The organism is Paenarthrobacter sp. NPDC091711 (assembly GCF_044756605.1).
Taxonomy (GTDB): Bacteria; Actinomycetota; Actinomycetes; order Actinomycetales; family Micrococcaceae; genus Arthrobacter.
The window spans coordinates 18,622-44,323 of sequence record NZ_JBIVTF010000003.1 but is presented as its reverse complement, the minus strand read 5'-3'; the positions used below and the strand labels follow the sequence as shown (position 1 = coordinate 44,323).

The following is a 25,702-nucleotide window of genomic DNA, read 5'->3' as shown; positions in this document are numbered from 1 at the left end:
CCCTCTTGGTTGAGGATCAGCTCTCGCCGGGAAACCGGCCGCCGATGAGCCTGGTCATGTGTTCTGCAGTGGCGAGAAGGGGTTCCACCCAGGCTTCACATGTCTCCAGTGGCATGCGAAGTGTTGGTCCGCTGATGGTCACGGCTCCCACCAAGCCGGCGGCAGAGTCAAAAACAGGGGCAGAAAGGCCGGACGCCCCGTCCTCCCTCTCGCCCACAGTGATCGCGAATCCATCGGCGCGTGTCTTCTTTACGGCAGCCTCAAGTTCCTCGGAGCTGGTGATGGTGTAGTCCGTGATGGACTCCAAAGGATCCCGCAAGACCGCTTCCATCAGCTCAGGAGACCAAGCGAGCAGGACCCTGCCTGCTGATCCGGCATGAAGAGGGACAATCTTGCCCAGGTGCATCTCGCGGCGGAGTGCGTGATGCGTATCAGCCATGGCCACGCACACCCGGTAGTGCTGCTCAGCTTTGAAGAAGCAGGCAGTCTCGCCAGTGGTGTCCCGCAAGGTCTTGAGCAGCGGGCTCAGGATGTCCACCACCTCCATCCCGCGGGTGGCAGGCGCCGCCCAATAAGCCATCCGCATGCCGATGCGGTAGGCATCGCCCTCCCGGTCCAGGAAGCCCTGGGAGGTCAGATTGGTAACCAGTCGCTGCACCGTGGACGTGGGCATGCCGGTGAACTCGCGGATATCGGCCAACTGAAGCACCGGCTCGGACAAGGAAAAGGCATCCAGGATGGACGTGATCTTGCCCAGGACAAGCAAAGGGTTGCCGTTGGCCTTCGCGGAAGCATCGGATGCTGACATAGGACTCACGCTAAACGCTGCAGCGGGGCGGCGCCAATCCCGCCGGTAGGGTTGCACCATGGGGACAGTTTTGGAGGCCGAAGGCCTAGTGGTTGGCTACGCCGGGGCTCCGGTATGCGGCGAAGTATCTGCGACGGTAGACGCGGGTGAGGTCTTGGGAATCGTCGGCGTCAACGGCGCCGGAAAGTCCACGGTAGCCCGGACCATCGCAGGACGGCAGGCCGCCCTGGCCGGAGACGTGAAGGTCCACGGCCTCTTCATCGATCCGGACGCCGTGCCGTTCCGTCGGCAAGTCTCCGCCGTTTTCGACGACGACCTCTTTTTCCCATCGCTCACAGTCCGGGAGCATCTGCTCTTGATCGCCCGGGGGCACTCCCTCAAGGATCCAGAGGCGCGCGTAGAAGAAGAACTCGAATTCTTCGGGCTGATGGGCAGGTCCCATGCAATCCCGGATGCCCTCTCCTCCGGGCAGCGGCGCAGGCTGTTGCTCGCCGCGGGACTCATCCGCCCGTCGTCGCTCCTGATCCTCGATGAGCCGGAGCAGAGGCTGGACCCACAGATGCGCGTTGCCCTCGGTGAGCGCATTGCTGAACACGCCAAGGACGGTGGGGCGGTGGTGCTGGTGACCCACGATCCGCAACTGCTGCTCTCCACGGCCTCCACATGTTTGGTCATTGATGAGGAAGTCCGCGAATTCGATCCGGAGCAGGGGGCTTTGATCATTGCCGGGGCCTGACGTGCTTGCCCTTGACCGCTCCCCACAGAACCGGGAGCTGGCCTCTGAGATTGTCCGGTTCACCCGCCGATCCGCCAGACGCTATCAGCGCAGCCGGATCTCGTGGGGAACCCGCTTCGTTGACGTTTACAGTTGGGGACTCGGCATTGGCGTTTCCCTGACCATTGCGGCCTCGTTCGTCTTGGCCTTGCGGAATGAAATCGCAAACCGTGCCTCCACCACCGGCAGCATCATCGGAGAGCAATGGCTCGTCCTGCCGGAACCCGTGTTGTGGACCGCCGTGACCTTCGCTGCCCTCCTGGTCATCAACAACCTTGCACGAAAGCTTGGACCGATGTCCGTGAATGGAGCCGAGAGCAGTTGGTGGCTGACGCTTCCCGTCGACCGCCGGCCCATGGTCCTGCCGCCCTTCCTTCGCAAAGTGGCGATCACTGGAGCCGGCGCAGCCGTTGTCTACCTGCCCTTCAGCATGGTGACCGCTGTTGACTGTGCTCCGCTCCATCACCTTCTTGCTTCGCTCACCTTCGGCTTTGCAGGTGCCATTGCGGTCATTCTGGCCGCCCTGCAGCAGCTTGCTTTCATTGGTCCGGGTTTCCTGGGTATGAGTTCAGTGGGTATGCGCCTACTGGGTCCGCGGCTTGGCGCGACGATTGCGGCGGCCTTACTTCTTGCGTGCTCTGTCCTTCCGGCGCTGACATCCTCCGCGTGGCCCACAGCGCTGGTGGCCGTTGCCGCCGTCGGGCTCCTTGCGCTGGTGGTGCCACGCGCCGGCCAGGTGCGCGGCGACGAACTGATTCGCGGCGGCGCCGTTGCCGGGCACGCCGGGGCTTCCCTGTTCATGATGGACTCCAATGAGGTGCTTCGGGCGCTTGGCGGCACCCGTAAAAAGGTCGACGGCGGCCGGGCAGCCAGCTACTACGCCCGCCCTGCGAAGGGGCCACTGAGATCGCTGATCCGTGCTGATGTGGTGGCCTTCCTGAGGCTCAATCCCCCGGTGACCCCGCCCATTCTGTGGCTCACTGCCTGCATCGCCATACTGCTCGTGGAAGGTGGCCTGCCGGAGTTCGCCCAGTTGGCGGTCATTGTGATCGCCGGGTGCGCCACGGCGTCCGGTCTCGGCGGCGTGGCCCGCAAGACGGCGTTGGTCCCTGAGCTGGACGCGATGCTTCCACTGCATCAGGCGCTGGTGCGCACAAGCCGGACCCTGATGCCATGCGTGGCGATGTCCGTGTGGATGGCCGTGCTCTGCAGTCTGTTGGCGCTGCTCGGGGCGGCGAACCCTGCCTTGATAGGCGTTGGTGCCTTAGCCGGTGTCGGCATGGGTGCCGGGACTCTCCGCGCAGCCACCAGGACCCCGCCGGACTGGACCGCGCCACCGGTTGAGACCCCGTTCGGTCCGGTCCCGCGGGCCCAACTCGGTTCCCTCGTGCGCGGGCTGGACGTGACTATCCTGGCCATGGTTCCCCTGCTGGTGGCCCTTTACCTTGGCTACGTGCCGATGTCCGTTATCGCTGTTCAGGCGGCCTTCAGTGCCGGCATCTTCTTGCTGGTTGTCCTCACGCGCCCCAAGCGCTCCTAGCCAGCGTTTAGAGCAGCACCGTGCCCTCGATGCACGTGGCTGAGGCTCCGCCCACCCATATTTCGCCATCCTCCGCTTTGACGTGGATACGCCCGCTCCTGCCCAGGACAGTACCTTGGGCGGCTACGTACTCACCGGGTGCCCGACCGCTGCCGATCAGCCACTGGGCCGCACCGGCATTGAAACTTCCCGTCACCGGGTCCTCCACCATGGCATCTCCCGGGATGAAGGTGCGGACTTCAAAGTCGACGCCGGATCCCGGCTCATGTGGACCAATCACCCCGACCTTGAGGTCGCCCATCGCCGCGAGGTCAGGCTCGATTGCCAGCACCTGTTCCGCAGAGCCGAGCAGCACGCCAATCCACGTGGGGCCGTTGACCAGCCACGACGCGTCCAGCAGGGCATCCTCCGGAAGCTGCAGGGCAGCCGCGAGCTGGGTTCGGATATGGTCATCCACCGGACCGAAGCGGGTCAGCGGTGGTGCAGCGAAAGCCAAGCGACCGGCGTCGTGCTTAACCCTCACCAAACCCGCGCCGCATTCCTGGACCAGGACGCCTTCAGTCTTGGGCACTCCCCCGGCCTGCAACCAGGTATGGGCCGAACCAAGTGTGGGGTGGCCGGCGAAAGGGAACTCCTCGCTGCCCGTGAAGATCCGCACCTTGTAATCCGCTTGGGGATGGGTAGGCGGGAGCAGAAACGTCGTCTCCGACAGGTTCGTCCAGTTGGCGAAGTGTTGCATAACCTGCGTGCTGAGGCCTTCGGCATCAACCACGACGGCAAGTGGGTTGCCGAGATATGGCACCTCGGAGAAGACGTCCACTTGGTGGAACGGGCGAATACGCAGGGCTTCTGAAGTCACCGCTGAAGGCTATCACCGGGCTCCGACACGTTCGTTGACCCGTAGGGCTGACGCGTCCGTCCCGCGTCTGCAAAACTACCCCTATGGCAGAGAACAAGACCCAACCCACGGACATCTCCGTGGAGGAATTCCTGGCCGGGGTGGAACACCCAAAACGGCGCGAGGACGGCTTCGAGTTGCTGGAAATGATGCGCGACATCACCGGCCAGGAAGCCGTCATGTGGGGCCCGTCAATCGTTGGCTTCGGCAGCTATCACTATAAGTACGAGACCGGCCGTGAAGGTGACTCAGCCGCCGTCGGATTCTCACCGCGCAAGGCCAACCTGGCCCTGTACGGGCTGACGTACGGCCCGGATGCGGACCGGTTGCTTCCCGAACTCGGTAAACACAAGACCGGGGCCGCTTGCCTCTACGTCAACAAACTCGACGACGTGGACCGCGGTGTGCTCACAGAGATGATCCGCACCGGGTACAAGCACGTCATGGAAGAGCTCAACACGCAGTAAGTCCCGCGCCGAGCTTGAGGGTGCGGGAAAGCAAAAGGCCCCCACCACCGGAATCCGGTAGCGGGGGCCTTCTTTGCAGTCAGAGACTACTTGCTTGCAACGACCTCGAGGTCGATGACAGCAGAAACATCCTCGTGCAGGCGAACGTTGGCCGTGTACGAACCGACAGACTTGATGTGGTTCGGCAGTTCAACGTTGCGCTTGTCGATGGCGCCGAGGCCAGCGGCCTCAACAGCAGCAGCGACATCAGCAGGCTTGACGGTGCCGAAGAGACGACCGGACTCGCCGGCCTTCACCTCGAGCTTGACCTTCTTGGAGGACAGAGCCTGGGCCTGTGCCTGTGCAGCTTCAACAGAAGCGTGCGCACGAGCAGCGCGGGCAGCCTTGATGGACTCAACCTGCTTCTCGCCACCCTTGCTCCAGGTCAGAGCGAAGCCGCGGGGGAGCAGGAAGTTACGTGCGTAACCGTCCTTGACCTCCACAACATCGCCAGCAGCACCGAGACCGGTTACTTCGTGGGTCAGAATGAGCTTTGCCATGTTAGTTAATCCCTTCCCTTAGCCGCGGCCAGCGCCGGAGTAAGGCAGCAGAGCAACTTCGCGGGCGTTCTTGATTGCCTGGGCGATCTTGCGCTGTTCCTGAACGGTAACGCCAGTGACGCGACGAGCGCGGATCTTTCCGCGGTCGGAGATGAACTTGCGCAGCAGTGCTACGTCCTTGTAGTCGATGACAGTGATGTCAGCGGCCTTCAAGGGGTTGGACTTTGGTTTGGGCTTACGGAGTTCAGCCTTAGCCATCGTGGAGCTCCTTTTCTATGGAGCCCGTGGATATTGATCCACGGGATGGTGGTGTTCGACGGCGGTTGTCACCATGGTGCCTTTCGGCAGTTCCGGTGAGCGTCCGGCGTCGGACGTTTATTTGGTGTTTAGAAGGGAGGTTCGGAATCCGGGCCGTTGCCCCAGCCGCCAGCATTGCTGACACCGGGCGTGGCCCAAGGGTCATCCTGCTGTTGTGCGGGCTGGTTGCCGCCCCAGGTTCCACCGGAGTTGCCGCCGCCTTGGTTTCCACCAGGAGCGCCTCCTCCGAAGCCACCGGAATTACCGGCGTTACCGCCGCCGAAGCCACCCTGGCCACCGCCGGAGCGCTGGGTACGGTTGACCTTGGCGTTGGCGTATCGCAGGCTCGGGCCGATTTCATCGACCTCAAGCTCGATAACGGTGCGCTTCTCGCCTTCTTTTGTTTCGTAAGAACGGCTCTTCAAACGGCCGGAAACGATGACGCGCATGCCCTTGGTGAGGGACTCGGCCACGTTCTCGGCTGCTTCGCGCCATACCGATGCGCGGAGGAACAGGGTTTCCCCGTCCTTCCACTCATTGGACTGGCGGTCAAAGGTCCGGGGAGTAGAAGCGATGGTGAAGTTCGCTACTGCTGAGCCAGACGGGGTGAACCGCAGCTCGGGGTCATTGGTGAGATTACCGATGACCGTAATAGTGGTTTCGCCTGCCATCTACTGCCTCCTTGTTCGTTCCTTCGGGGTAAAGACTTGGAAGGGGCTGATTACTCAGCAACGACCTTCTGGTCTTCAGGGCGGATGATCTTGGTGCGCATGATCGTCTCGTTGAGAGACAGCTGGCGATCAAGTTCCTTGGCGGTAGCCGGTGCTGCGGTGAAGTTCACCACTGCGTAGATACCTTCGGACTTCTTCTTGATGTCGTACGCCAGACGGCGACGGCCCCAGATGTCAACCTTTTCGATGGTTCCACCATCGGTGGTGATGACATTGAGGAACTTCTGAAGCGACGACTCTACGGTACGCTCTTCGACCTCGGGGTCGATGATTACCATCAATTCGTAAGGACGCATATGTGAACCCACCTCCTTTGGGCTAAGCGGTTACGGTATTTCCGTAACAGGAGGTTCATTTGCGATGCTGCGTTGGCGCTCCCCGGCCTAAAACACGGCAAGAGGGCGTAACACAGACTTCAATATCTTAGTGCATCTCCTGCACCCAAAGCTATTCGGCGAAATCTCCGCCCGGAACCCGCCACGTTACGTATGTGGATAACCGGGGTCCGCAGCACGCAATACTGGGGTCATGACCGTACTGAAGTCGATCGTGCTCTTCGTTTTCGCCGCCGTCGCAGAGATCGGCGGAGCCTGGCTGATCTGGCAGTCCGTCCGCGAAGGCAAAGCCTGGTGGTGGGCAGGACTCGGCATCATTGCACTGGGCATTTACGGATTCTTCGCAGCCTTCCAGCCCGAGGCCCACTTTGGCCGGGTCCTGGCGGCCTACGGCGGCGTGTTCATCGCCGGTTCGCTGGCTTGGGGAATGATGGTTGACGGCTTCCGTCCGGACCGCTGGGACGTGATCGGTGCTGCGATCTGCATGGTGGGCGTGGGCGTCATCATGTTTGCACCCAGACCCGGTGCCTGAGGCCTGGCGCGTAAACCAGCGGCCCGGCCCTAGGAACGACAAAACCCCCGGAAGTTCACCTTCCGGGGGTTTCTTTGTGCGCGGAGGGGGACTTGAACCCCCACCCCCTTTCGAGGACTAGCACCTCAAGCTAGCGCGTCTGCCATTCCGCCACCCGCGCAAGGTGATCAGGAGAAATAATGGTTCGTTTTTCTCCTTGACAGCGACAAAGACAATAACACGAACGGGACCAATCCGTAGATTCCAGGTGCATGGACGCCCCACGGGTGACTCGCCGCTAGGGTTGGGGCCATGGATGCCACACCGATAAGCGCCTTGGTTCTGACCGTTGTGTTCTCAGCGATCGCCCTCTACTTCTTGTACTTCGTGATCCGTGCCGGCGTCCGCGACGGCATTCTGCAGGCTGACAAGAAGCGCAGCGGGCAGGATGCCACCGACCCGTCACGCCGTGCAGACTTTTGAGCTCCTTCACTGGCTAGGGTGAGCACATGCACAACGTCAGGGTGAAGCGGAGCCGGCTGCGCTTTGTGGTCATGGTTCTGGCCGGCGCATCAGCGTTCGCCGCTACCGGCGCCTTAGGCAACTGGGTGGACGCTCCGGCAGTCGGCTGGGCCGTGGCCGCCCTGGTCTACGTTGCGTGGGTGTGGTTGGTGATTGCGCGGCTTGATCCTGTGGAAACGCAGCACCATGCAACCTCAGAGGACCCGTCGCGGGGCGTCACGGACGTCCTCATACTCATCGCCAACCTGGCCAGCCTTGCGGCTGTGGCCGCAGTAATCGTCGATTCGCATACGCAAGGTACCGGCGCCCGACTTTCCTCTGCAGCACTCGCGCTGGCGTGCGTGGGATTGTCCTGGATGCTGGTCCAAACCCTCTTCACGCTGCGCTACGCCGAGCTGTACTACAGCCAGGATGGCCGTGCCGGTGGTGAAGTGGGCGGCATCAACTTCAACCAGGACCGCCTTCCGCAGTACACGGACTTCGCCTATCTGGCCACGAGTTTGGGCATGACCTACCAGGTATCGGACACCAACCTCGGCAATCACACCATCCGGCTTGAGGCACTGAAACATAGCCTGCTGTCCTACTTGTTCGGAACGGTCATCCTGGCCGTCACCATCAACCTGGTCATCGGCCTGGCCCAGTAGCCGCGAACCGGCGCCCCTCTATGGGTACAGGACAGCCGCCGTCGGGTATTGACGGCGGCTGTCCTGGTTAAGAAGTAGCGGCGCTTTGGGAAATAACGACGCCGATCAGGAACCGATCTTGGTGCGCTCGGCTTCCCCTCCAAGCACCGGGGTTGAAGGAGTGGCGTCCTTTCGGCGGTACCGAAGCACCCCGATACCCACCACAATGGCTGCCAAAGCCAGCGACAGGAACAGCGATTCGCGCGTGGATTCGATAACGACCATACCGATGATCAGTGCCACGATGGCGCCGATAGTGACCCACGTGAGGTAAGGGAAGAGCCACATTTTGAGCTCAAGATCCTTGGCGGCGGCCCCCATTCGCTTGCGGAGGATCAACTGCGAAGTGGCAATGACCAACCACACAAACAGCGCGATGGCACCTGAGGTGTTCACAAGGAACAGGAACACGGTGTCCGGGGCGATGTAGTTGGCTCCCACGGTGAGGAATCCCACCACCGTGGATGCAAGTACTGCCGCAGCCGGAACGCCGCGCTTGGAGATCTTCATCCAGGCCCGGGGTGCATCGCCGCGCTGCGAGAGCGAGAAGAGCATGCGGCTGGCGGTGTAGAGGCCCGAGTTCAGGCAGGAGAGCACCGAGGTGAGGACAACGATGTCCATGATGGTGCCGGCGCCCGGGATTCCGTAGAGCTCGATCACGGCGACGTAGGGGCTCTTGGCCACGGAAGCATCGTTCCAAGGCAGCAAGGTCACCACGATGGCAATGGAGCCGATGTAGAAGATCAGGATGCGCCACACGGTGGACTTCACTGCCTTCTTGACGGCGTCCACAGGGTTCTCGGATTCGCCGGCGGCGATGGTGGCGATTTCGGCGCCGAAGAAGGAGAAGACCACCACGAGGATGCCCGCCAGAACTGCACCTGGGCCGTTGGGCATGAAGCCGCCTTGATCCAGGAGGTTGACCACGCCGGGGGCGGAAACGCCCGGCATGAAGCCGAGGATGGCAACGATGCCCGCGAGCAGGAAGATGACGATTGCCGCCACTTTGATGGAAGCGAACCAGAATTCGAACTCACCATAGGACTTCACGGATCCCAGGTTGGTCAGGGTGAGGAGCACCATGAGAACGAGCGCCCAGATCCACTGATCCACACCGGGAACCCAGCGATGCATGATGGCGGCACCGGCCGTGGCTTCGATGCCAAGGACGATGATCCAGAACCAGGCGTAGAGCCAGCCGATGCTGAACCCGGCCCAACGGCCCAGCGCCTTGTCTGCATAGGTGGAGAAGGAACCTGTCTCAGGATTGGCCGCAGCCATCTCACCAAGCATGCGCATGACGAGGATGACCACGAGGCCGGCAGCAAGGTAGGCCACGAGGATGCCCGGGCCTGCCTGCTGGATGGCGGCCCCGGAGCCGACGAACAGCCCGGCTCCGATGACGCCGGCAATGGCGATCATGGAGAGGTGGCGTGGCTTCAGGGACTTGGAAAGCTGTTGGTCAGCGTGCATGGTTCTGCGCCGTCCTTTATTTTGGGGGTGGCCACAGTGGTGTGCCACGGGCCACATGACTACATCACGCTAGCCTGCTGCACGGGTGCCGATCCTATGCAACCGAACAGTTTGACCACGCGGAAACAGGGACAACGCACAAAATGTAACCAATGAAGCAATCAATGTTTCCTATAGAAAACTTTTGAAATACCCCTGAAATGACTGCTTGAGGCTTTACCTAGACCGTGGTCCGGAAGAACAACTCCGAAACGGCAGCCAAGCTCTTCGGATCCTCCACCCCGCACAGTTCCCTCGCGGAGTGCATGGACAGGAGCGGGATGCCCACGTCCACCGTCCTGATCCCCAGGCGGGTAGCAGTCAGTGGCCCGATGGTGGAACCACACGGAAGATCGTTGTTGGAAACGTACTCCTGATACGGAACACCGGACTCATCGCAGAGCCGGGCCCACAAAGCGGCTCCCGTGGCATCCGTCGCGTAGCGCTGGTTGGCATTGATTTTGAGCAGGGGACCGCCGTTCAACACCGGCCTGTTGGCGGGATCGTGCTTCTCCGCGTAGTTCGGATGGACAGCGTGGCCCGCGTCCGCAGAAACACAGAACGACGCCGCTATGGCCTGCCGCCTTTGGCTCACCGAAGCACCCAGGCCGTCGGAGATCCGCACCAGGATGTCCTCGAGGATGGGTCCGCAGGCGCCGGAGCGCGAATTGGAACCGATCTCCTCGTGGTCGAACGCCGCGAGGACAGCGATGGGGCCTGCCGCCGGAGCAGTGGATGCGTGCGCGATCAAAGCCACCAGGCCCGCGTGGGTGGAGGAAAGGTTGTCCAGTCGACCGGAGGCGAAGAACTCACTCTTGGCCCCGAACACCGCAGGTGCCTGCGTGTCCGCCACAACGACGTCGTAACCGCCGATGTCCGCGGCATCAACACTGGCGCCTTCAACACGATCGGCAAGCAATCCCAAAAGGTCCTCGCCGGCAGGATCGCCCTGGCCGAAGATGGGGTTCATGTGCTGCTGCTTGGACAGGTGGAGCCCGTTGTCATTGACGCCGCGGTCCAAGTGAATGGCAAGCTGTGGAAAACGAAGAAGCGGACCGGTGGCGGTCAGGTGCTGCGTGCCATCACGCAGGACCAATCGGCCGGCAAACTGCAATTCGCGGTCCAGCCAGGAGTTGAGCAACGGTCCGCCGTAGACTTCTACGCCCGCCTGCAGCCAGCCGAATTTTCCTGTGGTGGGCTTCGGTTTCAGCTTGAAGGACGGCGAATCGGTGTGTGCACCAAGAATGTTGAAACCAGTGGTGGGTCCGGCTTTTTCGGGCGTTACCCAAGCGATGAGTGCACCGTCACGGATCACGTAGAACTTACCGGCTCCGCCATCCCAAGGCTGAAGTTCATCCAATCCGGTGAAGCCAGCGGCGTCCAGGCGTCGTGCGGCCTCATGCACCGCGTGGAAGCTGGATGGTGACGCCGACACGTACGCACCGAGGTCCTTGATGTGGTCAATTGCTGCGGAGGCATTCGAAGGCATGCCCCCGAGTCTAGCCCCGCTCCAGTTGCCGGCACGGCTATACGGTGACGTTCAGCGCGGCCGTGTACCCGCCCGCTACCGAGCCGGACATAGTCGCCAACTGGTATATTCCGCCGTCGTCCCCAAACACGTTGTCCGAGGTCAGAGTGGTATTAGGGAAGTTTCGAGCACTGGATTCGTAACCGGTGGTGGCATAGACCTCCTTGCACGCAGGCTCAGTGAGTGCGATTTGCGAGACTGCCAGGACCTGCCCTGCCGCCGTCGTATTGCTCATGGATTCGAATACCTCAAAGTGAATATGAGGCCAACGGCCGCTGTATGCACCGGGGAAGATGGTGGTGAAGGTGAGTTGCCCGTTGGAGTCGGCTTCCTGCACGCCGCGGAGGTAGTTCTCGTCCTCAAGGCCCGAATCGTAAAGCGAGTATTTCCCGTCCTGGTCGCAATGCCAGGCGTACACGGCCGCGCCAGCCAAGGGGGCGCAACCATTGGAGTTGTCCAGAAGCGTCAGGGTAACCGTCAGCGGCACGCCTTCGGCTTTGGTGGTGGACGTGCCAAAGCTGGACCGGATATCGCGACGAACTACTCCCGAGGCCTCAAGCACGTTCGGACCATTGGAACCATCGCCCGGGTAGGGCCCCAGCGTCTCCTCCGGGATCTCCACCCCGCACTCGGCGAAGGCACGGGTCACGGTGCTCGTGGCCGACGCGGAAGGTGACGCGGCCGCCGTCGTGCTTGCCGTGGGGGCGGCAGTAGCGCTGGCAGTGCTCGACGGCGGGGCGCTGCTGCCTCCCGTACTTGGCGTACAAGCCGCCAAGGCTGCTGCGGTGCCTGCCCCGAAGAGGATCCCTAAGCTGCGACGCCGGCTCAAGAGAGTGGAGAGATCAAACTCAAGGCCGCGATCGTGGTTGGGGTGAGGAGTAGTCATGCATCCATGAAACGCGTCGCGCCTATGGGTTGTACATGGGGAAACTGTGCCGGGTCTGTGAAGGCTTTTTCATGGATGTGCGATTTATACATCTACATAACGCACACACCGCTCCAAAGGGATCTAGTCCCTCAGCTCCTGCGCCAGCGCTATCTTCAGTGTTTTTCGGGCGCGCGAGTAGCGGGTCCTTGACGCTGTTGCAGAGAGGCCCAAGAGCGCCCCTGCCTCAGCCACTCCGAAGCCATCCCAAACGATCAACATCACGAGTTCCCTGTCCTTCGTCCGCAGACGGGAAAGGGCCCCGACCATCCCATCATCCTGTTCGCGGTGTGCCTGCGGCTCATGCACCAGACCCTGACGCAGCTTTTCGGACAGCGCTCCCCGGCGGATTTTTCCCCGGCGGTAGTTTGCCAGCACACCTTTGGCGACGCCGAAACTCCAAGCACGGATCTCTGCGTCCCCCTCGGGCAGTCGGTCGCGCTGCCGCCACAGGACCATGAGTAACTCGGATACGCAGTCAGCTGCATCCTCGGTAGGGTCAACGCGGCGCACGAAGTAGGCCATGAGGACAGGAGTCAGCGCGCGGACACATTCCTCAAACCTGTCTTCCACGGTGCCTGGCATCGCAACACCCTCACGGGCAGGGGCCGGAGTCACTGCTGGAGACCTTTGATCATGTCCTGGCAGCCCAGAGTGCGGTGGTCCTCCCCCACGGTTTCAAAATCACCTGCTTCGGCAGCCGCAACGGACAAAGTCATGCGCTCCACCACGCCACCGCCGTCCGTGGCAATCGTGGCCGGCCAAGCGAGCGATTGCTTGAGGACTGAGACCGCGGTGGCCTGTCCTTGTTGATCCCCCGCGGAATGCCGGTCCAACCATTCTGCTTCCCATAAGCACCGGACCAGCCCCTCGTATCTGATGGTTGGGGCAATGTCCTGCGTGATGATGCCGCTGCCCTGATCGTTATCCCGATACATTTTCGCTTCCCTCAAGGCAGAAGCATCCTTGAGGCGCTCTTCGTCGTAGCCAGGAGGCAATGGCAACGAACCGTACTTGGTCTTGGCGAACCGGGCGTAGTCAGAAGCAAGCGGGTTGATCCACTCCGAATCCGGGATAGCCAGGTTCCTGGTGACGCCGTCTCCGGTTGATGCCGGAACGGGCGGCGGGTTTTCCACTTCTTCGCTCAGGAACCCCATGAACTGCGCTACTGCCGGGGAAGCCACCCCGACGGCGGCCACACCCACGGCTCCGGCTACCAACAGCGAAATCCATTGACGGCGATTTTCGGGCTTCCGCTGTCCGGTCTCTCCAGCCCGCAGTTCCCGCAGGGCGTTGTGGGCTGCCTGAGCCTCAAAGGCCCACTTGTTGGCCGGATCGGCCTGACGCAGCCGCGCGTCCAATTGCTCATCGTCCATCATTCCCCCAAAGTGTGCGTGCTGACACCCAGTACATGTCCGGACGGGCAGCAAACGTTGCAGGGCGCTTTGAAACGGGCGACTGAGCGTCAGTAATCCGGGTTGCTGGGCACCACGAGCCCGGTTTCGTAGGCGTAAACAACAACCTGCACCCGGTCACGCAACTGGAGCTTGCTCAGGATCCGGCGGACGTGGGTCTTGACTGTGGCCTCAGAGAGGAAGAACTTGTGGGCAATCTCAGCGTTGGAAAGGCCCTCGGCAATGGTGGTGAGTATTTCGGTTTCACGCGGTGTGAGTTCATCCAAAAGCGGGTCACGGTGCGGAATGGGCGAATGTCCGGGCACCACGCCGCCGCGGACATACGTTTCCAGCAGGCGTTGAGTGACGCGCGGTGCCACCACCGCATCGCCGCTGGCCACCAGGCGCACCGCGTGAACCAGTTCAGATGGTGCAACGTCCTTGAGCAGGAACGCAGATGCTCCGGCCTGCAAGCCGCTGAAGGCGTACTCATCAAGATCGAAGGTAGTGAGGATGATGACCCGCGCATCGGATCCTGAATCCGAGATGCGTCGCGTTGCCTCGATGCCGTCCATGCCTGGCATGCGCACGTCCATCAGTACAACGTCCGGCTGCAAAGCTTCTACCTGGCGGACGGCCTCAATCCCGTCCGAAGCCTCGCCCACAACGTGGAAGTCCTCTTCGCCTTCCAGAATGAGCCGGAAGCCCATACGCAGCAGCGGCTGATCGTCCACCAACAGCACGTTGATGATGTCTTCGGTCATGATTCCCCCTTTTCGCCGTTCCAGCGGAGCTCGGCGTGGACCGCCCAGCCTCCCCTTTTTCCCGGACCGGCAGTAACGATTCCAGCATAGATTCCGGCGCGTTCATTCATTCCAGCAATGCCTTGCCCGGTCCCCAGGCTGCCCACGGACTCGCTGCCGCCCTCACGGGTTCCACGGCCGTCGTCGAGCACGTCAATGGTGACCAAATCGCCGTCGCGAGCCACTTGAACGTCAACACGGCTGAGCGAGCGACCGTACCTCAATACGTTCGTCAGCGACTCCTGCACAATCCTGTAAACGGTGAGTTCAAAGGCCGGATCAGCCGGGAGGCCCGGGCCCGTATGGGCGTAGTGCAGCGGCAATCCAGCAGTCCGGAAACCGTCCAGGAGTTTCGCCAGGTTCTGCCCGGATTCAAGGGGTGTCAGCGGTGCCGGCCGCCCGGAATCGTCCCGGAGAACGCCGAGTACCCGGCGCATATCTGCCAGGGCTGCCCTTCCCGTGCGCGACAGTTCGCCGAGGACGTCCCCGGCCCGTTGCGGATCCTTCTTGACCACCACCGCGGCACCGTCCGAGAGACTGATCATCACCGTCAGCGAGTGCGCAACGACGTCGTGCATTTCGCGGGCGATCCTGTTGCGTTCAGTGACCTTGCCAAGCTGCGTTGTCCGCGCAGCCCACGCCGCGATCTCCGCTTCATGCTCCCTGCGCTGGCGCACCGAGATGCCGATGCCTGTGGCCAAAAGGTTGGAGAGCATGATGGTTACAGCTGTGGCGATGTTATTGATGAGGTGGAAGTTCTCCGGAACGTCCTGCAAGTTGTCCATCTGGCTGGGACTCGTCCACATGAACAAGTACAAAAGGCTCAACGGCAGGCTGGCCGCCGCGAACACCACCAGCGTGAGTGCGCGCCTCCGGAGCGATGCCACCGCGTACAGGGCGAACCAAAGCCCCGCGGAAACGTTCGATCCCCAAGGGTTCAGGATGGTGGCCGCTATTTCAAGAAGTGCGACGGCGAGAACCACCTGCAGAGGGAACCGGCGCCTGAAGAACAACGCCGTGGCGATCAAGAGCAGTATTGCCACCACGAGCCATTTGCCGTCGACGGCGGACGGAATAATGGTGGGCAGCGCCAACAGAACGTAACAAAGGATCACCACGGCATCCATGGCGCGCGGGCGCTTATAGAAGTAGCGCCGGATCCGGCCCCTGCGTCGCTGGGCGATTTCAGCGAAGGACGCATCGGCCGTGGTGGCCGATGCGTCCTTCATCTGTGGTGCTTCAGTCATGAATTGAGCCTAGACGGCAACCCGTCCTAGACGTCCCGCTTCTTGATGACCACCATGGCCGGAATGAGGAAGACCAGGACGTAGCCCAGGAAGATCAGGCCACCCTGCCACGGATCGATGATGCCATCAATGTGCCCGATAGAGAGGAATCGGCCACCTGCCTCGCTGGGAATGTACTGGGGCACGTACTTCCAGAAGTCCCCCGGCACCAAAGACAGGAAGCCCGAGGCAATGGACAACACGAAGAACAAAGCCACCAGAACGGTGACGCCGCCCGCGGAATTGCGGAGCAGTGTGCCCAATGACAGACCGATCAGGGCCACACCGGCCACATACAGTCCACCGGTGAAGATGCTGTACATCACGCCATCGGTTGACCAATCAAGATCCATGTCCAGGCCCTGGAATACGGGCATGGCGATCAGGAAGGTGATCACCGCTGCGATGGTGGTGATCACGTAGGAAATGACCACCAGAAGCAAGGCCTTCGCTGCGAAAGCCGGAATGCGCTTGGGAACGGCGTTCATGGTGGAACGGATCATGCCCGTGGCGTACTCGGAAGAGATAAAGAGGACGGCCAGGGAGCCCAGCACCAGAGTGCCGATCTGGATTCCGGCGTTGGGGAGGTTGTACAGGTCAAAACCTGAGCCCGGGGGGAAGGACTGAGTCAACATCTCCGGGGTCACAGGCTGGCCCGCATCTTTGGCCTGCTGGATCATCTGGTCCAGGAAGGTGAAGCGGATCAGGACGGCAAGGGCGCCAACGCCAACCGTGGCCACCAAAGTGACTGCGAGCAGGATCACCGTCGATGTCAGCGAACGAAGCTTAATCCATTCGGACTTGAGAATTCCGCCGAAGGTCACGCCCCGGACGCCGGCCGATGCATGGGCAGGTGAATTGGTGCGGTTTTCAGTCATGGTGCTCATCGTCCTTACTTTCCTTCCGGTGCAGCGGCGACGGGCTCGCCAGTCATGTGCGAGTGGTACTCCACCTCGTCTTTGGTGAGGCTGAAGTAAGCATCTTCAAGCGATGAAACCTGCGGCGTGAGCTCGTAGACCAACACGTTGTTGTCCAGCGCAACCTGCGCGATTTCCCTCGGCTGCAAGCCGACCACTTCGAGCGTTTCGGTTTGGCTCTGATCCACCCGGACGCCTTCACCCACGAGCAACGCCGACAATTGGCTGGCAGCTGACGTACGAACCAGGGTCTTCGCCTGCTGGGCGCCGGCGATGATGTCCTGCACAGGTGCATCAGCAATGATCTTGCCGCGGCCGATGACGATCAAGTGGTCCGCTGTCTGCGCCATCTCACTCATGAGGTGCGAGGAGAGAAAAACAGTCTTGCCCTGCGTGGCAAGGTACTTGACCAGGTTGCGTACCCAAAGCACACCTTCAGGGTCCAAGCCGTTGACGGGCTCGTCGAGAATGAGGGTTTGGGGGTCTCCCAGCAGTGCTGCGGCAATACCGAGCCGCTGCCCCATACCCAGCGAGAAGCCTCCCGCTTTCTTCTTGGCGACGGCACCGAGTCCGGTCATCTCGATGACCTCGTGGACTCGGGACGTGGGAATGCTGTGCGTTGCGGCCATGGCCAGCAAGTGGTTGTAGGCGCTGCGGCTGGTGTGAACAGCCTTGGCATCCAACAGAGCACCAACCTGGTGCAGCGGAGCCTTATGCTGCGCGTAGTGCAGGCCGTTGACCGTGACATCACCTGCTGTTGGACGGTCCAGCCCCATGATCATGCGCATCGTGGTTGACTTACCGGCACCGTTCGGGCCCAGGAAGCCCGTCACCCGTCCGGCCTGGACAGTGAAACTGACGCCGCCTACGGCGGTCTTCTCGCCGTAGACCTTGGTCAGGCCTTTTGCTTCGATCATGGAAGCGTTCCCTCCTCGGAGCACATGTGCGTGCAAGTGAGTTTTGAATGTACCTACAACGCTACTCACGGAGGGGCAGTAAATCGCCTGTCTCAGGGATGATTCAGGGTTCAGTCAGGGTAGTCCTCGCGGATGATGGCGCGGCCCTTTAGGCCACCGGCAACGGCGAGTACACGGTGAGTTCGCGCGCTTTTATGCTGAAGGTGGCGCTACGGACGCCGGGCTTCGGCTCCCCGTCGACCGCCAGGACCAGTGGCTGCCCGATCGCTTCCACCGTGATCTCCGTAGCCTCCGTCAGGTGTGTGACCTTGGAGGCCGCCACGGTGCCGGTCACCACAGCCCACAGCAGACGCGCACGGGCGAACGGCTCATCCGCTGTGATCATGCGGACGTCCAGCACACCGTCGTCCAGCACCGGCCTGCGAAGCGGCGCATGGTCACGGGGGTAGTAGCGGCCGCGTCCCAGGTACAGGATCCAGAGTTTGTGTTTCACACCGTCCACTGTGAGTGTGGTGGGCGAGTTCACGCCGAAGGTGCGCAGGGAGGCAACAAGCCCGGCGAGTGGTTTGCCGAGTGCCGGTTGCAGTCGCTCCCGCCTGCGGACCAGATTGGGATACACGCCAACGCTGGCGGTGTTCAGCATGGCCAGTTCACTTGTCTCCGGTATGTCCGGCAGGCCTCGCTGCACCACCACGTGCCCCAGATCAACGGACGCTGCGTGTCCTTTGGTCACAGCATCCAAAGCATCGTCGATTGAACTGGTGCCGAGGTCCCTCGCAAAGTGGTTAAGGGTTCCGCCTGGAAGGACAAGAAGCGGCAGTGAATGCTCGACGGCGGTAGCCGCCGCGGTGCCAACCGTCCCGTCACCGCCCCACACCCCCAGGGCAACGGTCCCGGCATTGGTTGCCGCGGCTTCAATTTCTGCGGCAATGTCCTCGCCCTCGGCAATTTCCCGAATATACGCCTTTGGGAATATTTTCCTCAGTAATTCCCCTGTTTCCGGAGTGTAGGAACCACCCATGACGTTGACGGCGATACTCAACCCCTCGCCGTCGTGGATCTCCGGCGCTTCCGCTGGCGTACGGTGCGGAGTGGGCTCGGGAGGCCGCGCTGGCCACCACTTGCGAGTTACCAGCGCGGCGCCAGCGCCGAGAGCCGAACCCAGCACCACGTCGGAGGGCCAGTGAGCTCCGGTGTGCACGCGGGAATAGGCAACTCCCACGGCAATCGGAGCCAAGGCAATTCCAATCGCGGGGGATACGACTCCGGCGCCCACGGCGAAAGCAACGGCCGAGGCGGAGTGGCCGGACGGCATGGAGGAACTGGTGGGCTGTGGATTCACAAAGCGGAACAGCGGGAGGTGTTCCGGGCGCGGGCGGTTCCGGGGGAGTGCCCTCTTGAAGATGACATTGGTGACACCCGAGGCAACACCCAAGGCGAGCACTCCGTGCAGCGCCGCCCTCCGTGGATTACCGGGGAAGGCAGCCATGACTCCGGCGATGCCGAACCACAGTTTCCCCTTGGTGGCCGCAGCGGAGAGTCTTCGGAAAAAGACATCGTGATCGCCCTGGGGTTGCCGGGACACTGCCCGCACCAGGAAATGGTCCAATCTCGCAACCCGTTTGGGGCCTTTGCCCAAGAAGCCTCGCATCACATCACACTAGCGCCTGACGGTGACGCTCATCTGCCGTGGCTACGATGAATGGATGATTCGAGTACTCCGCCCGCGTCCACGTCCTGGCTGGCAGCTGGTCACACCCGGGGTATTCCTGCTCTGTGCCTTCGCCGTTCCGGGGGTGCTGATCATGGCGGGGCAAGGCGAGCCGGCTTTCAACCGGGTGGACACCGGCTGGCAGTCCTACGTCTTCAGCCTGCACTCCCCATTCTGGGATGGCGTGAACGTTGTCCTTAACTGGGCTGGGTATGCCGGGATGCTCTTCTTCCACGTGGTGCTCGCGATTTCGCTCCTCGTATGGCAGCGACCCATGGCAGCCCTCTTCGCGGCTGCAAGTGGCATTTCGGTGCTCGCTCTGACGCAACTGGCAAAAGCCGTGGTGGGGAGGGACAGGCCTGAAGGGGCTAAAGTGCTGACCGATACCGGCTCATACCCTTCAGGGCATGTATCTGCCACCACTGCATTCCTGCTGGTACTGGCAGTGCTGATCGGGCGCTGGTGGATGGCATTCATAACCGTCATTGGCGTGGTCTCCATGATGATCAGCCGCACTTATCTCTCTGCCCACTGGTTCAGTGACGTTTTGGGCGGCGCGTGTCTTGCCGCTGGCATCGTCCTTCTGATGTGGTGGCGTTTCCGCGACATATGCATCAAAGAGAATGAGCTAGCTGACGGCCGGACTATTTGGGCGGCAAAGGCTTCGCAACGCCGGCAAGCAGCAGGGCAAGCAAAATAGGCGCCCCGATGGCCAGCAAGGCCAGGTGGATTCCTGTGTGGTCGCCGAGGTAGCCCAGGAGCGGCGGTCCAGCGAGGAACGCGATGTAGCCGATGGTGGAAACCACGGAAACACGGGCCGCGGCATGCTTGGGGTCGTCCGCCGCGGCTGACATGCCCATGGGGAATGCCAGGGCCGCGCCCACGCCCCACAGCGCCGCGCCGATCCCCGCCAGGACTACGTTTCCGGCAAAGACGAACAATGCCAGGCCGGCTGCGGCCGCTGCCATACTGGCCCTCAGCACTGCGACTCGGCCGAACCTATCAATCGCCTTCCCGCCCAGGAACCTCATGATGGTCATGGCCAGGACAAAAAGGGCGAACAGCAAGGCACCCGTGGATTCCGAGGCGCCCAGGCCATCAACGGCGGCCTTGGCGATCCAGTCGTTGCCAGCGCCTTCAGTAAGGGTTGCACCCAGGACCACGACGCCGATGAGCAGCGTCCTGCCATCCCGCCAAGCTGTGGGACCCTTCTCAGCCGCCACGCCGCCGTCGTGAATTTCTTCTATCTGGTGCGGCAGGAAGTACTTGGGAACAGTCAGCGCCAAGACGACAGCAATGGCTGCGATAACCAACAAGTGCTCCGGCAACCCCACACCCAGTTGGGAGAGGCCGGCGCCGATCAGCGCGCCCAGGAACGCGCCGCCACTGAAGGCGGCATGGAACTGCGGCATGATGGTGCGCTTGAGCCGGTGCTCAACATCCGCGCCCTCGATGTTCTGTGCGACATCCCATAGGCCGATTCCGATGCCGAAGAAGAACAGGGCAATGGCCGTGGCCGGAACCGAGGCAGCCATGAGCGAGAAGGCAATGGCTGCTCCCGCGGCACCCGCCACGATGCCGGCAAGGCGGACCGTGTTGGCTGTACCGATCCGGCCCACAACCCAGCCTGCCGACGGCAGTGCCAGCAACGACCCGACGGCGGTGCAGAGCAACAGGGTGCCCATCTGCCCGGACGTCAGGCTGAGAGCTTCAGTGACGGCCGGGATGCGCGCAGCCCAGCTGGCGAAGACCAAGCCGTTCATGCCGAAGATCAGGAACGTCGCCACCGCTGCGGCGTTGACGCTCTTGGTGCTTTTGGTGCTGGTGGTCATGCAATCACAACTTCCACGGAGAGTTTGTTGAGCCGGGCGAGGTCTTCTGGCGATGGTTCAAGGTCTGTCACGATCACGTCAACTGAGTCCATGGCTGCCACCAAGGCCACCGCGCTGGCATTCCATTTGCTCCCAGCGGAGGCCACTATCACCCGCGCCGCGGATTCCAGGCCGGCGCGTTTCACGGCCGCATCATCAAGATCGTGGGCCAGCAGGCCGTCCTTGAGGTTGAGCGCGCAGGGAGTTACGACGGCGGTGTCGAACCTCAGCGAGCGAATGTTGGCTTCGGTCATGGGTCCCCTGAACGACTGTTCCCCGGGGATGAGGCGGCCTCCCGGGAGGATGAGCTCCGGAGCGCGGCCATCCTTGGTGCGAGTCAGTGATTCGACGCCGTGCAGTGACATGGGCATCACAGTGATTTCACGGTTGCTCAAGCGGCGTGCAACCTCCGTTGCCGTGGATCCGCTGTCCAGCCACACGTACTCCCGGTCCCTGATGAGCTGGTCTACAGCCCCCGCGATCCTGACCTTAACGTCCTGATCTTCCAATTCGCGCTGCCCGTAGCCTGGGTTATCTCCGCGTGCCAGCAAGCTGCGGGCGCCGCCGTGGACGCGCTTCAGCACACCGTTGGCGGCGAGGATTTCCAGATCGCGTCTGACGGTTGCGCCAGAGGCTCCTGTGGCGTGGACGAGTTCCTCAACGGTGGCTTCTTCGCGTGTGCGCAGCAGCTCTCCTATGAGCCGGTGGCGGTCAGCAGTTCCCATGGTTCAACCCTAGCAAGGTGTGCTCAATTAATCACATAGTGTGATCATTTGCGCACCATCCCTCTCTCACATCCCATGGGTTAAAGCGAAACGCTCTCGCAGCAAGTGCGAGAGCGTCAGCCAAAAGGGGCGGTTATGTGAGAGAGCGTTTGGGGTTAGCGGGCCCGCTCCACGCGCTTCTCGTCCCACACAGGTTCTTCAGACTCGTAGACCTTGCCGTCAGAACCAAAAATGAGGAAGCGGTCAAAGGACTTGGCGAACCAACGGTCGTGCGTGACCGCAAGGACGGTGCCTTCGAAAGAGTCGATGGCACGCTCCAATGCCTCGCCCGAGTGAAGGTCCAGGTTGTCCGTGGGCTCGTCCAGCAACAAGAGGGTAGCGCCGGACAGCTGCAGGAGCAGGATTTGGAAACGTGCCTGTTGGCCACCGGACAACGACTCGTACTTCTGCTCGGACTGACCGGCCAGGCCATAGGAATCAAGGGCACCGGCTGCGGCCTCACGGGCGAGCCCGGACCGGTGTTCGTCGCCTCGATGCAGGATCTCCAGCAGGGTTCGGCCCAGGAGGTCGGGACGGACGTGGGTCTGTGCGAAGAACCCGGGCCGGATGCGGGCGCCCAGTTTCACAGTCCCTTCGTGCGGTACTTCCGCAATCACGACGTCGGACACCGGTAGGTGCTCCCGCTCCGGATCGGTGCCACCGGTGGCCAGCAGGCGCAGGAAGTGGCTCTTCCCTGAACCGTTGGAACCCAGTACGCCAACACGGTCGCCGAACCAGATCTCCGTAGAGAAAGGCTTCATAAGCCCTGTCAGTTCAAGCTTTTGGGCCACGACAGCCCGCTTGGCGGTACGACCACCCTTGAGCCGCATCTTGACGTTCTGCTCGATCGGCAGTGCCTCAGGCGGACCAGCTTCCAGGAACTTGGCAAGGCGGGTCTGCGCTGCCTGGTACCTGTTGGCCATGTCGGAGCGGAACGCGGCCTTGTTCTTGTACATATTGACGAGTTCCTTGAGCTTGATGTGCTCCTCGTCCCAGCGTTTCCGGAGTTCCTCAAAACGGGCGTTGCGGTCGGCACGCGCCTCGACATATGTTCCGAAGCCGCCACCGTGGATCCATGCTGAAGCGCCATTGATGCCGGGCTCGAGTGTGACGATACGGCTGGCCGCGTTGTTGAGCAGCTCGCGGTCGTGGCTGATGAACAGCACGGTCTTTTTGGACTCGTTGAGCTTGCTTTCCAGCCAGCGCTTGCCGGGAACGTCCAAATAGTTGTCCGGTTCGTCGAGGAGGAGGAGCTCGTCCGGGCCGGCGAACAGGGCTTCCAGGACCAGGCGCTTCTGCTCTCCACCGGACAGGGTGGAGGCGCGGCGGAACTGCGCTTTATCGAATGAGATCCCCAAGGCTGCCATGCAGACCTCGTCCCAGACGGTCTCAAGGTCGTAGCCACCGGCGTCTCCCCAGTCCACGATCGCCTGCGCGTACTTCATCTGGGTGGGTTCGTCGTCGTGCTCCATCATGGCCAGCTCGGTTTCTTCCACCGCCTTGGCAGCTGCTGCGAGGCCTGCCTGGGCCGTGGACACCAGAAGATCGCGGACCGTGGACTCATCGCGGACCTGACCCACGAATTGCCGCATGATGCCCATGTTTCCCGAGCGGCCAACAACACCCTCATCCGGCGTGAGGTCACCTGAGATGATCTTGAACAGCGTGGTTTTGCCCGTTCCGTTGGGCCCGATCAGCGCCGTCTTGGTGCCATCGGGGACCTTGAAGGTCACGCCGTTGAGCAGCTGGGTGCCGTCGGAGAGGAAGTAGTCGATGCCGGAAACGTCAATATGGGCCACGTTTCAATCCTCCCATGGCGGTGGATTGGACCTCGACGGGGGGGGTGTCAGGCGGACCGCGTCGGTGTTAGCCACCCGCGGTGAGGAACGTCTTCAGCAGCGGCCCACTGACCGTTGCACCCAGGCCGCCTTCTTCCACGAACACGGCAACAGCCAGATCCCCATGCGTTGCGACGATCCAGGCGTGGGTCTTGGGCGGATTGTCATTGCCGAATTCCGCGGTGCCGGTCTTGGCCCCAACCGGTGTACCCGGGACTTCGGCCAGGAAGCCTGCGTGGCCTGACGTCACTACGGCCCGCATCATGTCAGCCAGGGATGCAGCCTCTTCCCTGGTGATGGGCTTGGTGGACGCCGGTGAGGCGGGCAGCGCTGAGGCAGTAGCGGACGACGGCGACGCGCTGCCACTTTCGGTGGGCGTGGCACCGGCGCTGGGGTTCTGAGTGGCCTCGGAGCCCTGCGCGGCATCAGCGTTCAGCACGAGCTGCGGAGAAACCGGTGCGCCGTTGGCGACGGAAGCTGCCATGACCGCGGCCGAGAGCGGGGAAAAGAGCACCTTGCCCTGGCCGATCATGGAAGCAGCGTGCTCGGTACCTTCGGCAGCGCCGGGAACAGAACCCAAAAACGCGTCTGCGCCCAGTTTGGGAGCTTCAACCGCCACGCCCAGAGCCTGCGCCGCGGATTCGAGTTGGTCCTGGCTGACGGCATCCCGGGCGTTGATGAAGGCCGTGTTGCAGGAGTGCGCAAAAGCGTCGCGGAGGGCCACCGCGCCAAGGGAGCTTTCCGGATAACCTTCGGCGTTCTTGAACGTGCGGCCGTCCACCGTCAGCGTTGAGGGGCACTCAACCTTCGAGTCCGGGTTTGCGCCGTTGCGGAACATTGCCAGTGAATCAACAATCTTGAACGTGGAACCCGGAGCGTACTGACCAAGCAAGGCGGTGTTGTAACCGTTGCTGCCCGGTCCGGAGGCTGCAGCAAGGACGGCCCCGGTGGACGGTTTGAGGGCAACAATGGCTGACGCCGGTCCAACACCGGCCAAGGTCTCTTCCGCCAGCTGCTGGAGCTTCAGGTCCAGCGTGGTTTTGAGCGTAGTGCCAGGGGACGGGAGGGAAGAGAAGAACACTTTGGTGCCGGGGGTCTCGCCTTCGGACTTCACCTCGGGGGTGGCAAGAACTTCCACACCGTCTTTACCGCGCAGCAACGAGTCGTATTTCTGCTGCAGACCGCCAGTACCCGTGGTGTCACCAGCGCGGAGCGCACCGTTGGAGTTTTCAATCTGTTCAGCACTGGCTTGGCCAACGCTGCCGAGCAATGCCCGCGCGAAAGTCCGGGTGGGAGCCAAAGCCATGGAGTCCAGGATGCTCGATCCGCCGGGAATGGCCTCGATTTTCGCTTCAGTGATGTCCGCCGTGTAGGCGCGCAGCACAAGGCCCTCCACAAAAGCCTGCGGACCTGAGGCAGCAACCTGCTTGGCGTACTCTTCAGGGTCAAGCCCGAGCAGAGCCGCCATGGCTCGCGCAGAAGTGTCGGCTTGCTCTGCCGGAACCTTGGTCTTATCGATGCCCACCCGGAAGACGGGACGGTCCTCAACAATGGGAGCATCTCCGGCACCCAGGATCTGGCCGCGTTGGGCGGGAACGGTTTTGACGGACAAGTTTTCACCCTCGGAGAGTTCCGGTGCAAGGAGTGCAGGGGTCCATTGGACAGCCCACTTGTCGCCGACCTTCTTCAGCGTGGCTTCGGAGCTGTACTCCCACTTGGCCGAGCCGATGTTCCAACTGTAGTTAAGGGGGAAAGTTGCGGTGTCGCCGTCGAGCTTGACGTCGCCTGACACTACTGACGGCTTGGCGTCGAGTCCCTCGAAGACGGCTTTGAGTTGATCATTGGCCGCGGCCGCGTCCTTACCCTCAACGGCGAGCTGGCCGACGTCGAGCGCCGCCAGCGAGGAGGCGAGCTGCTTGGCTGCTCCTTCCGCACCGGCGCGGCCGTCATCACAGGCGGTTAGCGAGCCGGCCATCACGAGCGTTACGAGACCAAGGACAAGACGATGTTTTTGCAATTTCCCCATTTGCGACATTATGCCCGGTTCCCCTGACAGTTTCTTGTCCCGGCCAGCAGACGGACAGCCGCCGCCCGCCACCCCGGATGGAGTTGCGAGCGGCGGCGGTC

Annotated in this window: 27 protein-coding genes and 1 tRNA gene; 7 read left to right on the top strand and 21 right to left on the bottom strand. The window is 62.1% G+C overall.

All coding sequences use genetic code 11. The annotated features are described in order from the left end of the window. Positions 1–16: 16 nt before the first annotated feature. The gene (locus ACIQH5_RS05955; RefSeq protein WP_062072128.1) at positions 17–808 is read right to left on the bottom strand and encodes an IclR family transcriptional regulator; all 792 of its coding nucleotides are present in this window, start codon (positions 806–808) and stop codon (positions 17–19) included. 58 nt (positions 809–866) lie between these two features. On the opposite strand from ACIQH5_RS05955, the gene ACIQH5_RS05950 reads away from it, so the two are divergent. After that, positions 867–1,544, top strand: coding sequence for an ATP-binding cassette domain-containing protein (locus ACIQH5_RS05950; RefSeq protein ID WP_400401151.1), 678 nt, complete (start codon positions 867–869; stop codon positions 1,542–1,544). Position 1,545: 1 nt separating this feature from the next. Then, positions 1,546–3,123 (top strand): DUF6297 family protein, encoded by a 1,578-nt coding sequence (locus ACIQH5_RS05945; protein WP_400401149.1) that lies wholly within the window; start codon positions 1,546–1,548, stop codon positions 3,121–3,123. A 7-nt stretch (positions 3,124–3,130) separates the two neighbouring features. Here the strand turns inward: ACIQH5_RS05945 and ACIQH5_RS05940 are convergent, their stop codons facing one another. Then, the gene (locus ACIQH5_RS05940; RefSeq protein ID WP_400401147.1) at positions 3,131–3,982 is read right to left on the bottom strand and encodes a PhzF family phenazine biosynthesis protein; all 852 of its coding nucleotides are present in this window, start codon (positions 3,980–3,982) and stop codon (positions 3,131–3,133) included. 83 nt (positions 3,983–4,065) lie between these two features. On the opposite strand from ACIQH5_RS05940, the gene ACIQH5_RS05935 reads away from it, so the two are divergent. Then, on the top strand, positions 4,066–4,488 hold the full coding sequence (locus ACIQH5_RS05935) for a DUF1801 domain-containing protein (protein ID WP_400401145.1): 423 nt from the start codon (positions 4,066–4,068) through the stop codon (positions 4,486–4,488). 86 nt (positions 4,489–4,574) lie between these two features. Here the strand turns inward: ACIQH5_RS05935 and rplI are convergent, their stop codons facing one another. From rplI to rpsF, 4 genes are all read right to left on the bottom strand, one after another. Then, the gene (gene rplI / locus ACIQH5_RS05930) at positions 4,575–5,027 is read right to left on the bottom strand and encodes a 50S ribosomal protein L9 (protein WP_024818808.1); all 453 of its coding nucleotides are present in this window, start codon (positions 5,025–5,027) and stop codon (positions 4,575–4,577) included. Between the two features lie 18 nt (positions 5,028–5,045). Next, positions 5,046–5,285 (bottom strand): 30S ribosomal protein S18, encoded by a 240-nt coding sequence (gene rpsR, locus ACIQH5_RS05925; protein WP_003800144.1) that lies wholly within the window; start codon positions 5,283–5,285, stop codon positions 5,046–5,048. A 128-nt stretch (positions 5,286–5,413) separates the two neighbouring features. Continuing rightward, on the bottom strand, positions 5,414–5,995 hold the full coding sequence (locus ACIQH5_RS05920) for a single-stranded DNA-binding protein (RefSeq protein WP_011776754.1): 582 nt from the start codon (positions 5,993–5,995) through the stop codon (positions 5,414–5,416). A gap of 50 nt (positions 5,996–6,045) precedes the next feature. Then, positions 6,046–6,351 carry a 30S ribosomal protein S6 gene (gene rpsF / locus ACIQH5_RS05915; RefSeq protein WP_011776755.1) on the bottom strand — a complete coding sequence of 102 codons (306 nt, stop codon included), beginning with the start codon at positions 6,349–6,351 and terminating at the stop codon, positions 6,046–6,048. Positions 6,352–6,583: 232 nt separating this feature from the next. Between rpsF and ACIQH5_RS05910 the strand changes: the two genes are divergently transcribed. Further along, a complete protein-coding gene (locus ACIQH5_RS05910) occupies positions 6,584–6,922 on the top strand; it encodes a YnfA family protein (protein WP_400401143.1) in 339 nt (112 codons plus the stop codon). Between the two features lie 77 nt (positions 6,923–6,999). Here ACIQH5_RS05910 and ACIQH5_RS05905 read toward each other — a convergent pair. Next, positions 7,000–7,082: transfer RNA gene (locus ACIQH5_RS05905), tRNA-Leu, on the bottom strand. Positions 7,083–7,213: 131 nt separating this feature from the next. On the opposite strand from ACIQH5_RS05905, the gene ACIQH5_RS05900 reads away from it, so the two are divergent. Continuing rightward, complete coding sequence (locus ACIQH5_RS05900) at positions 7,214–7,384, top strand: hypothetical protein (RefSeq protein WP_400401141.1); 171 nt, start codon at positions 7,214–7,216, stop codon at positions 7,382–7,384. Between the two features lie 26 nt (positions 7,385–7,410). Beyond that, positions 7,411–8,070 carry a DUF1345 domain-containing protein gene (locus ACIQH5_RS05895; protein WP_400401139.1) on the top strand — a complete coding sequence of 220 codons (660 nt, stop codon included), beginning with the start codon at positions 7,411–7,413 and terminating at the stop codon, positions 8,068–8,070. A gap of 105 nt (positions 8,071–8,175) precedes the next feature. Here the strand turns inward: ACIQH5_RS05895 and ACIQH5_RS05890 are convergent, their stop codons facing one another. The 10 genes from ACIQH5_RS05890 to ACIQH5_RS05845 form a co-directional block, all read right to left on the bottom strand. After that, positions 8,176–9,582 (bottom strand): amino acid permease, encoded by a 1,407-nt coding sequence (locus tag ACIQH5_RS05890; protein WP_400401137.1) that lies wholly within the window; start codon positions 9,580–9,582, stop codon positions 8,176–8,178. A 220-nt stretch (positions 9,583–9,802) separates the two neighbouring features. Then, the gene (locus ACIQH5_RS05885; RefSeq protein ID WP_400401135.1) at positions 9,803–11,110 is read right to left on the bottom strand and encodes a M18 family aminopeptidase; all 1,308 of its coding nucleotides are present in this window, start codon (positions 11,108–11,110) and stop codon (positions 9,803–9,805) included. A gap of 37 nt (positions 11,111–11,147) precedes the next feature. Further along, positions 11,148–12,035, bottom strand: a complete 888-nt coding sequence (locus tag ACIQH5_RS05880; RefSeq protein WP_400401133.1) for an intradiol ring-cleavage dioxygenase — start codon at positions 12,033–12,035, stop codon at positions 11,148–11,150. A 123-nt stretch (positions 12,036–12,158) separates the two neighbouring features. After that, positions 12,159–12,692, bottom strand: a complete 534-nt coding sequence (locus tag ACIQH5_RS05875; RefSeq protein ID WP_400401131.1) for an RNA polymerase sigma factor — start codon at positions 12,690–12,692, stop codon at positions 12,159–12,161. Then, positions 12,689–13,453: a hypothetical protein gene (locus tag ACIQH5_RS05870; RefSeq protein ID WP_400401129.1), complete on the bottom strand. Its 765-nt coding sequence runs from the start codon at positions 13,451–13,453 to the stop codon at positions 12,689–12,691. The genes ACIQH5_RS05875 and ACIQH5_RS05870 overlap by 4 nt, the downstream gene beginning before the upstream one ends. 86 nt (positions 13,454–13,539) lie before the next feature. Further along, entirely contained in the window at positions 13,540–14,232 is a 693-nt protein-coding gene (locus ACIQH5_RS05865; RefSeq protein ID WP_400401127.1) for a response regulator, read from the bottom strand. Then, on the bottom strand, positions 14,229–15,518 hold the full coding sequence (locus ACIQH5_RS05860; RefSeq protein WP_400401125.1) for a histidine kinase: 1,290 nt from the start codon (positions 15,516–15,518) through the stop codon (positions 14,229–14,231). Before ACIQH5_RS05860 ends, ACIQH5_RS05865 begins: the two co-directional genes overlap by 4 nt. A gap of 26 nt (positions 15,519–15,544) precedes the next feature. Beyond that, on the bottom strand, positions 15,545–16,444 hold the full coding sequence (locus ACIQH5_RS05855) for an ABC transporter permease (protein ID WP_400401123.1): 900 nt from the start codon (positions 16,442–16,444) through the stop codon (positions 15,545–15,547). Between the two features lie 5 nt (positions 16,445–16,449). Next, positions 16,450–17,391, bottom strand: coding sequence for an ABC transporter ATP-binding protein (locus ACIQH5_RS05850; RefSeq protein WP_024818817.1), 942 nt, complete (start codon positions 17,389–17,391; stop codon positions 16,450–16,452). A gap of 148 nt (positions 17,392–17,539) precedes the next feature. Continuing rightward, on the bottom strand, positions 17,540–19,042 hold the full coding sequence (locus ACIQH5_RS05845) for a bifunctional phosphatase PAP2/diacylglycerol kinase family protein (protein ID WP_400401121.1): 1,503 nt from the start codon (positions 19,040–19,042) through the stop codon (positions 17,540–17,542). A gap of 55 nt (positions 19,043–19,097) precedes the next feature. Here ACIQH5_RS05845 and ACIQH5_RS05840 point away from each other — a divergent pair, with 55 nt between their 5' ends. Beyond that, complete coding sequence (locus ACIQH5_RS05840; RefSeq protein WP_400401119.1) at positions 19,098–19,802, top strand: phosphatase PAP2 family protein; 705 nt, start codon at positions 19,098–19,100, stop codon at positions 19,800–19,802. Here the strand turns inward: ACIQH5_RS05840 and ACIQH5_RS05835 are convergent. From ACIQH5_RS05835 to ACIQH5_RS05820, 4 genes are all read right to left on the bottom strand, one after another. Continuing rightward, a complete protein-coding gene (locus ACIQH5_RS05835; RefSeq protein WP_400401117.1) occupies positions 19,747–20,934 on the bottom strand; it encodes an MFS transporter in 1,188 nt (395 codons plus the stop codon). The two genes, ACIQH5_RS05840 and ACIQH5_RS05835, sit on opposite strands and share 56 nt — an antisense overlap. Beyond that, positions 20,931–21,698 carry a DeoR/GlpR family DNA-binding transcription regulator gene (locus ACIQH5_RS05830; RefSeq protein WP_400401115.1) on the bottom strand — a complete coding sequence of 256 codons (768 nt, stop codon included), beginning with the start codon at positions 21,696–21,698 and terminating at the stop codon, positions 20,931–20,933. The genes ACIQH5_RS05835 and ACIQH5_RS05830 overlap by 4 nt, the downstream gene beginning before the upstream one ends. A 155-nt stretch (positions 21,699–21,853) precedes the next feature. Then, positions 21,854–23,536 (bottom strand): ABC-F family ATP-binding cassette domain-containing protein, encoded by a 1,683-nt coding sequence (locus ACIQH5_RS05825; protein WP_062072182.1) that lies wholly within the window; start codon positions 23,534–23,536, stop codon positions 21,854–21,856. 67 nt (positions 23,537–23,603) lie between these two features. Continuing rightward, the gene (locus ACIQH5_RS05820) at positions 23,604–25,601 is read right to left on the bottom strand and encodes a penicillin-binding transpeptidase domain-containing protein (RefSeq protein ID WP_400401113.1); all 1,998 of its coding nucleotides are present in this window, start codon (positions 25,599–25,601) and stop codon (positions 23,604–23,606) included. Positions 25,602–25,702: the final 101 nt, after the last annotated feature.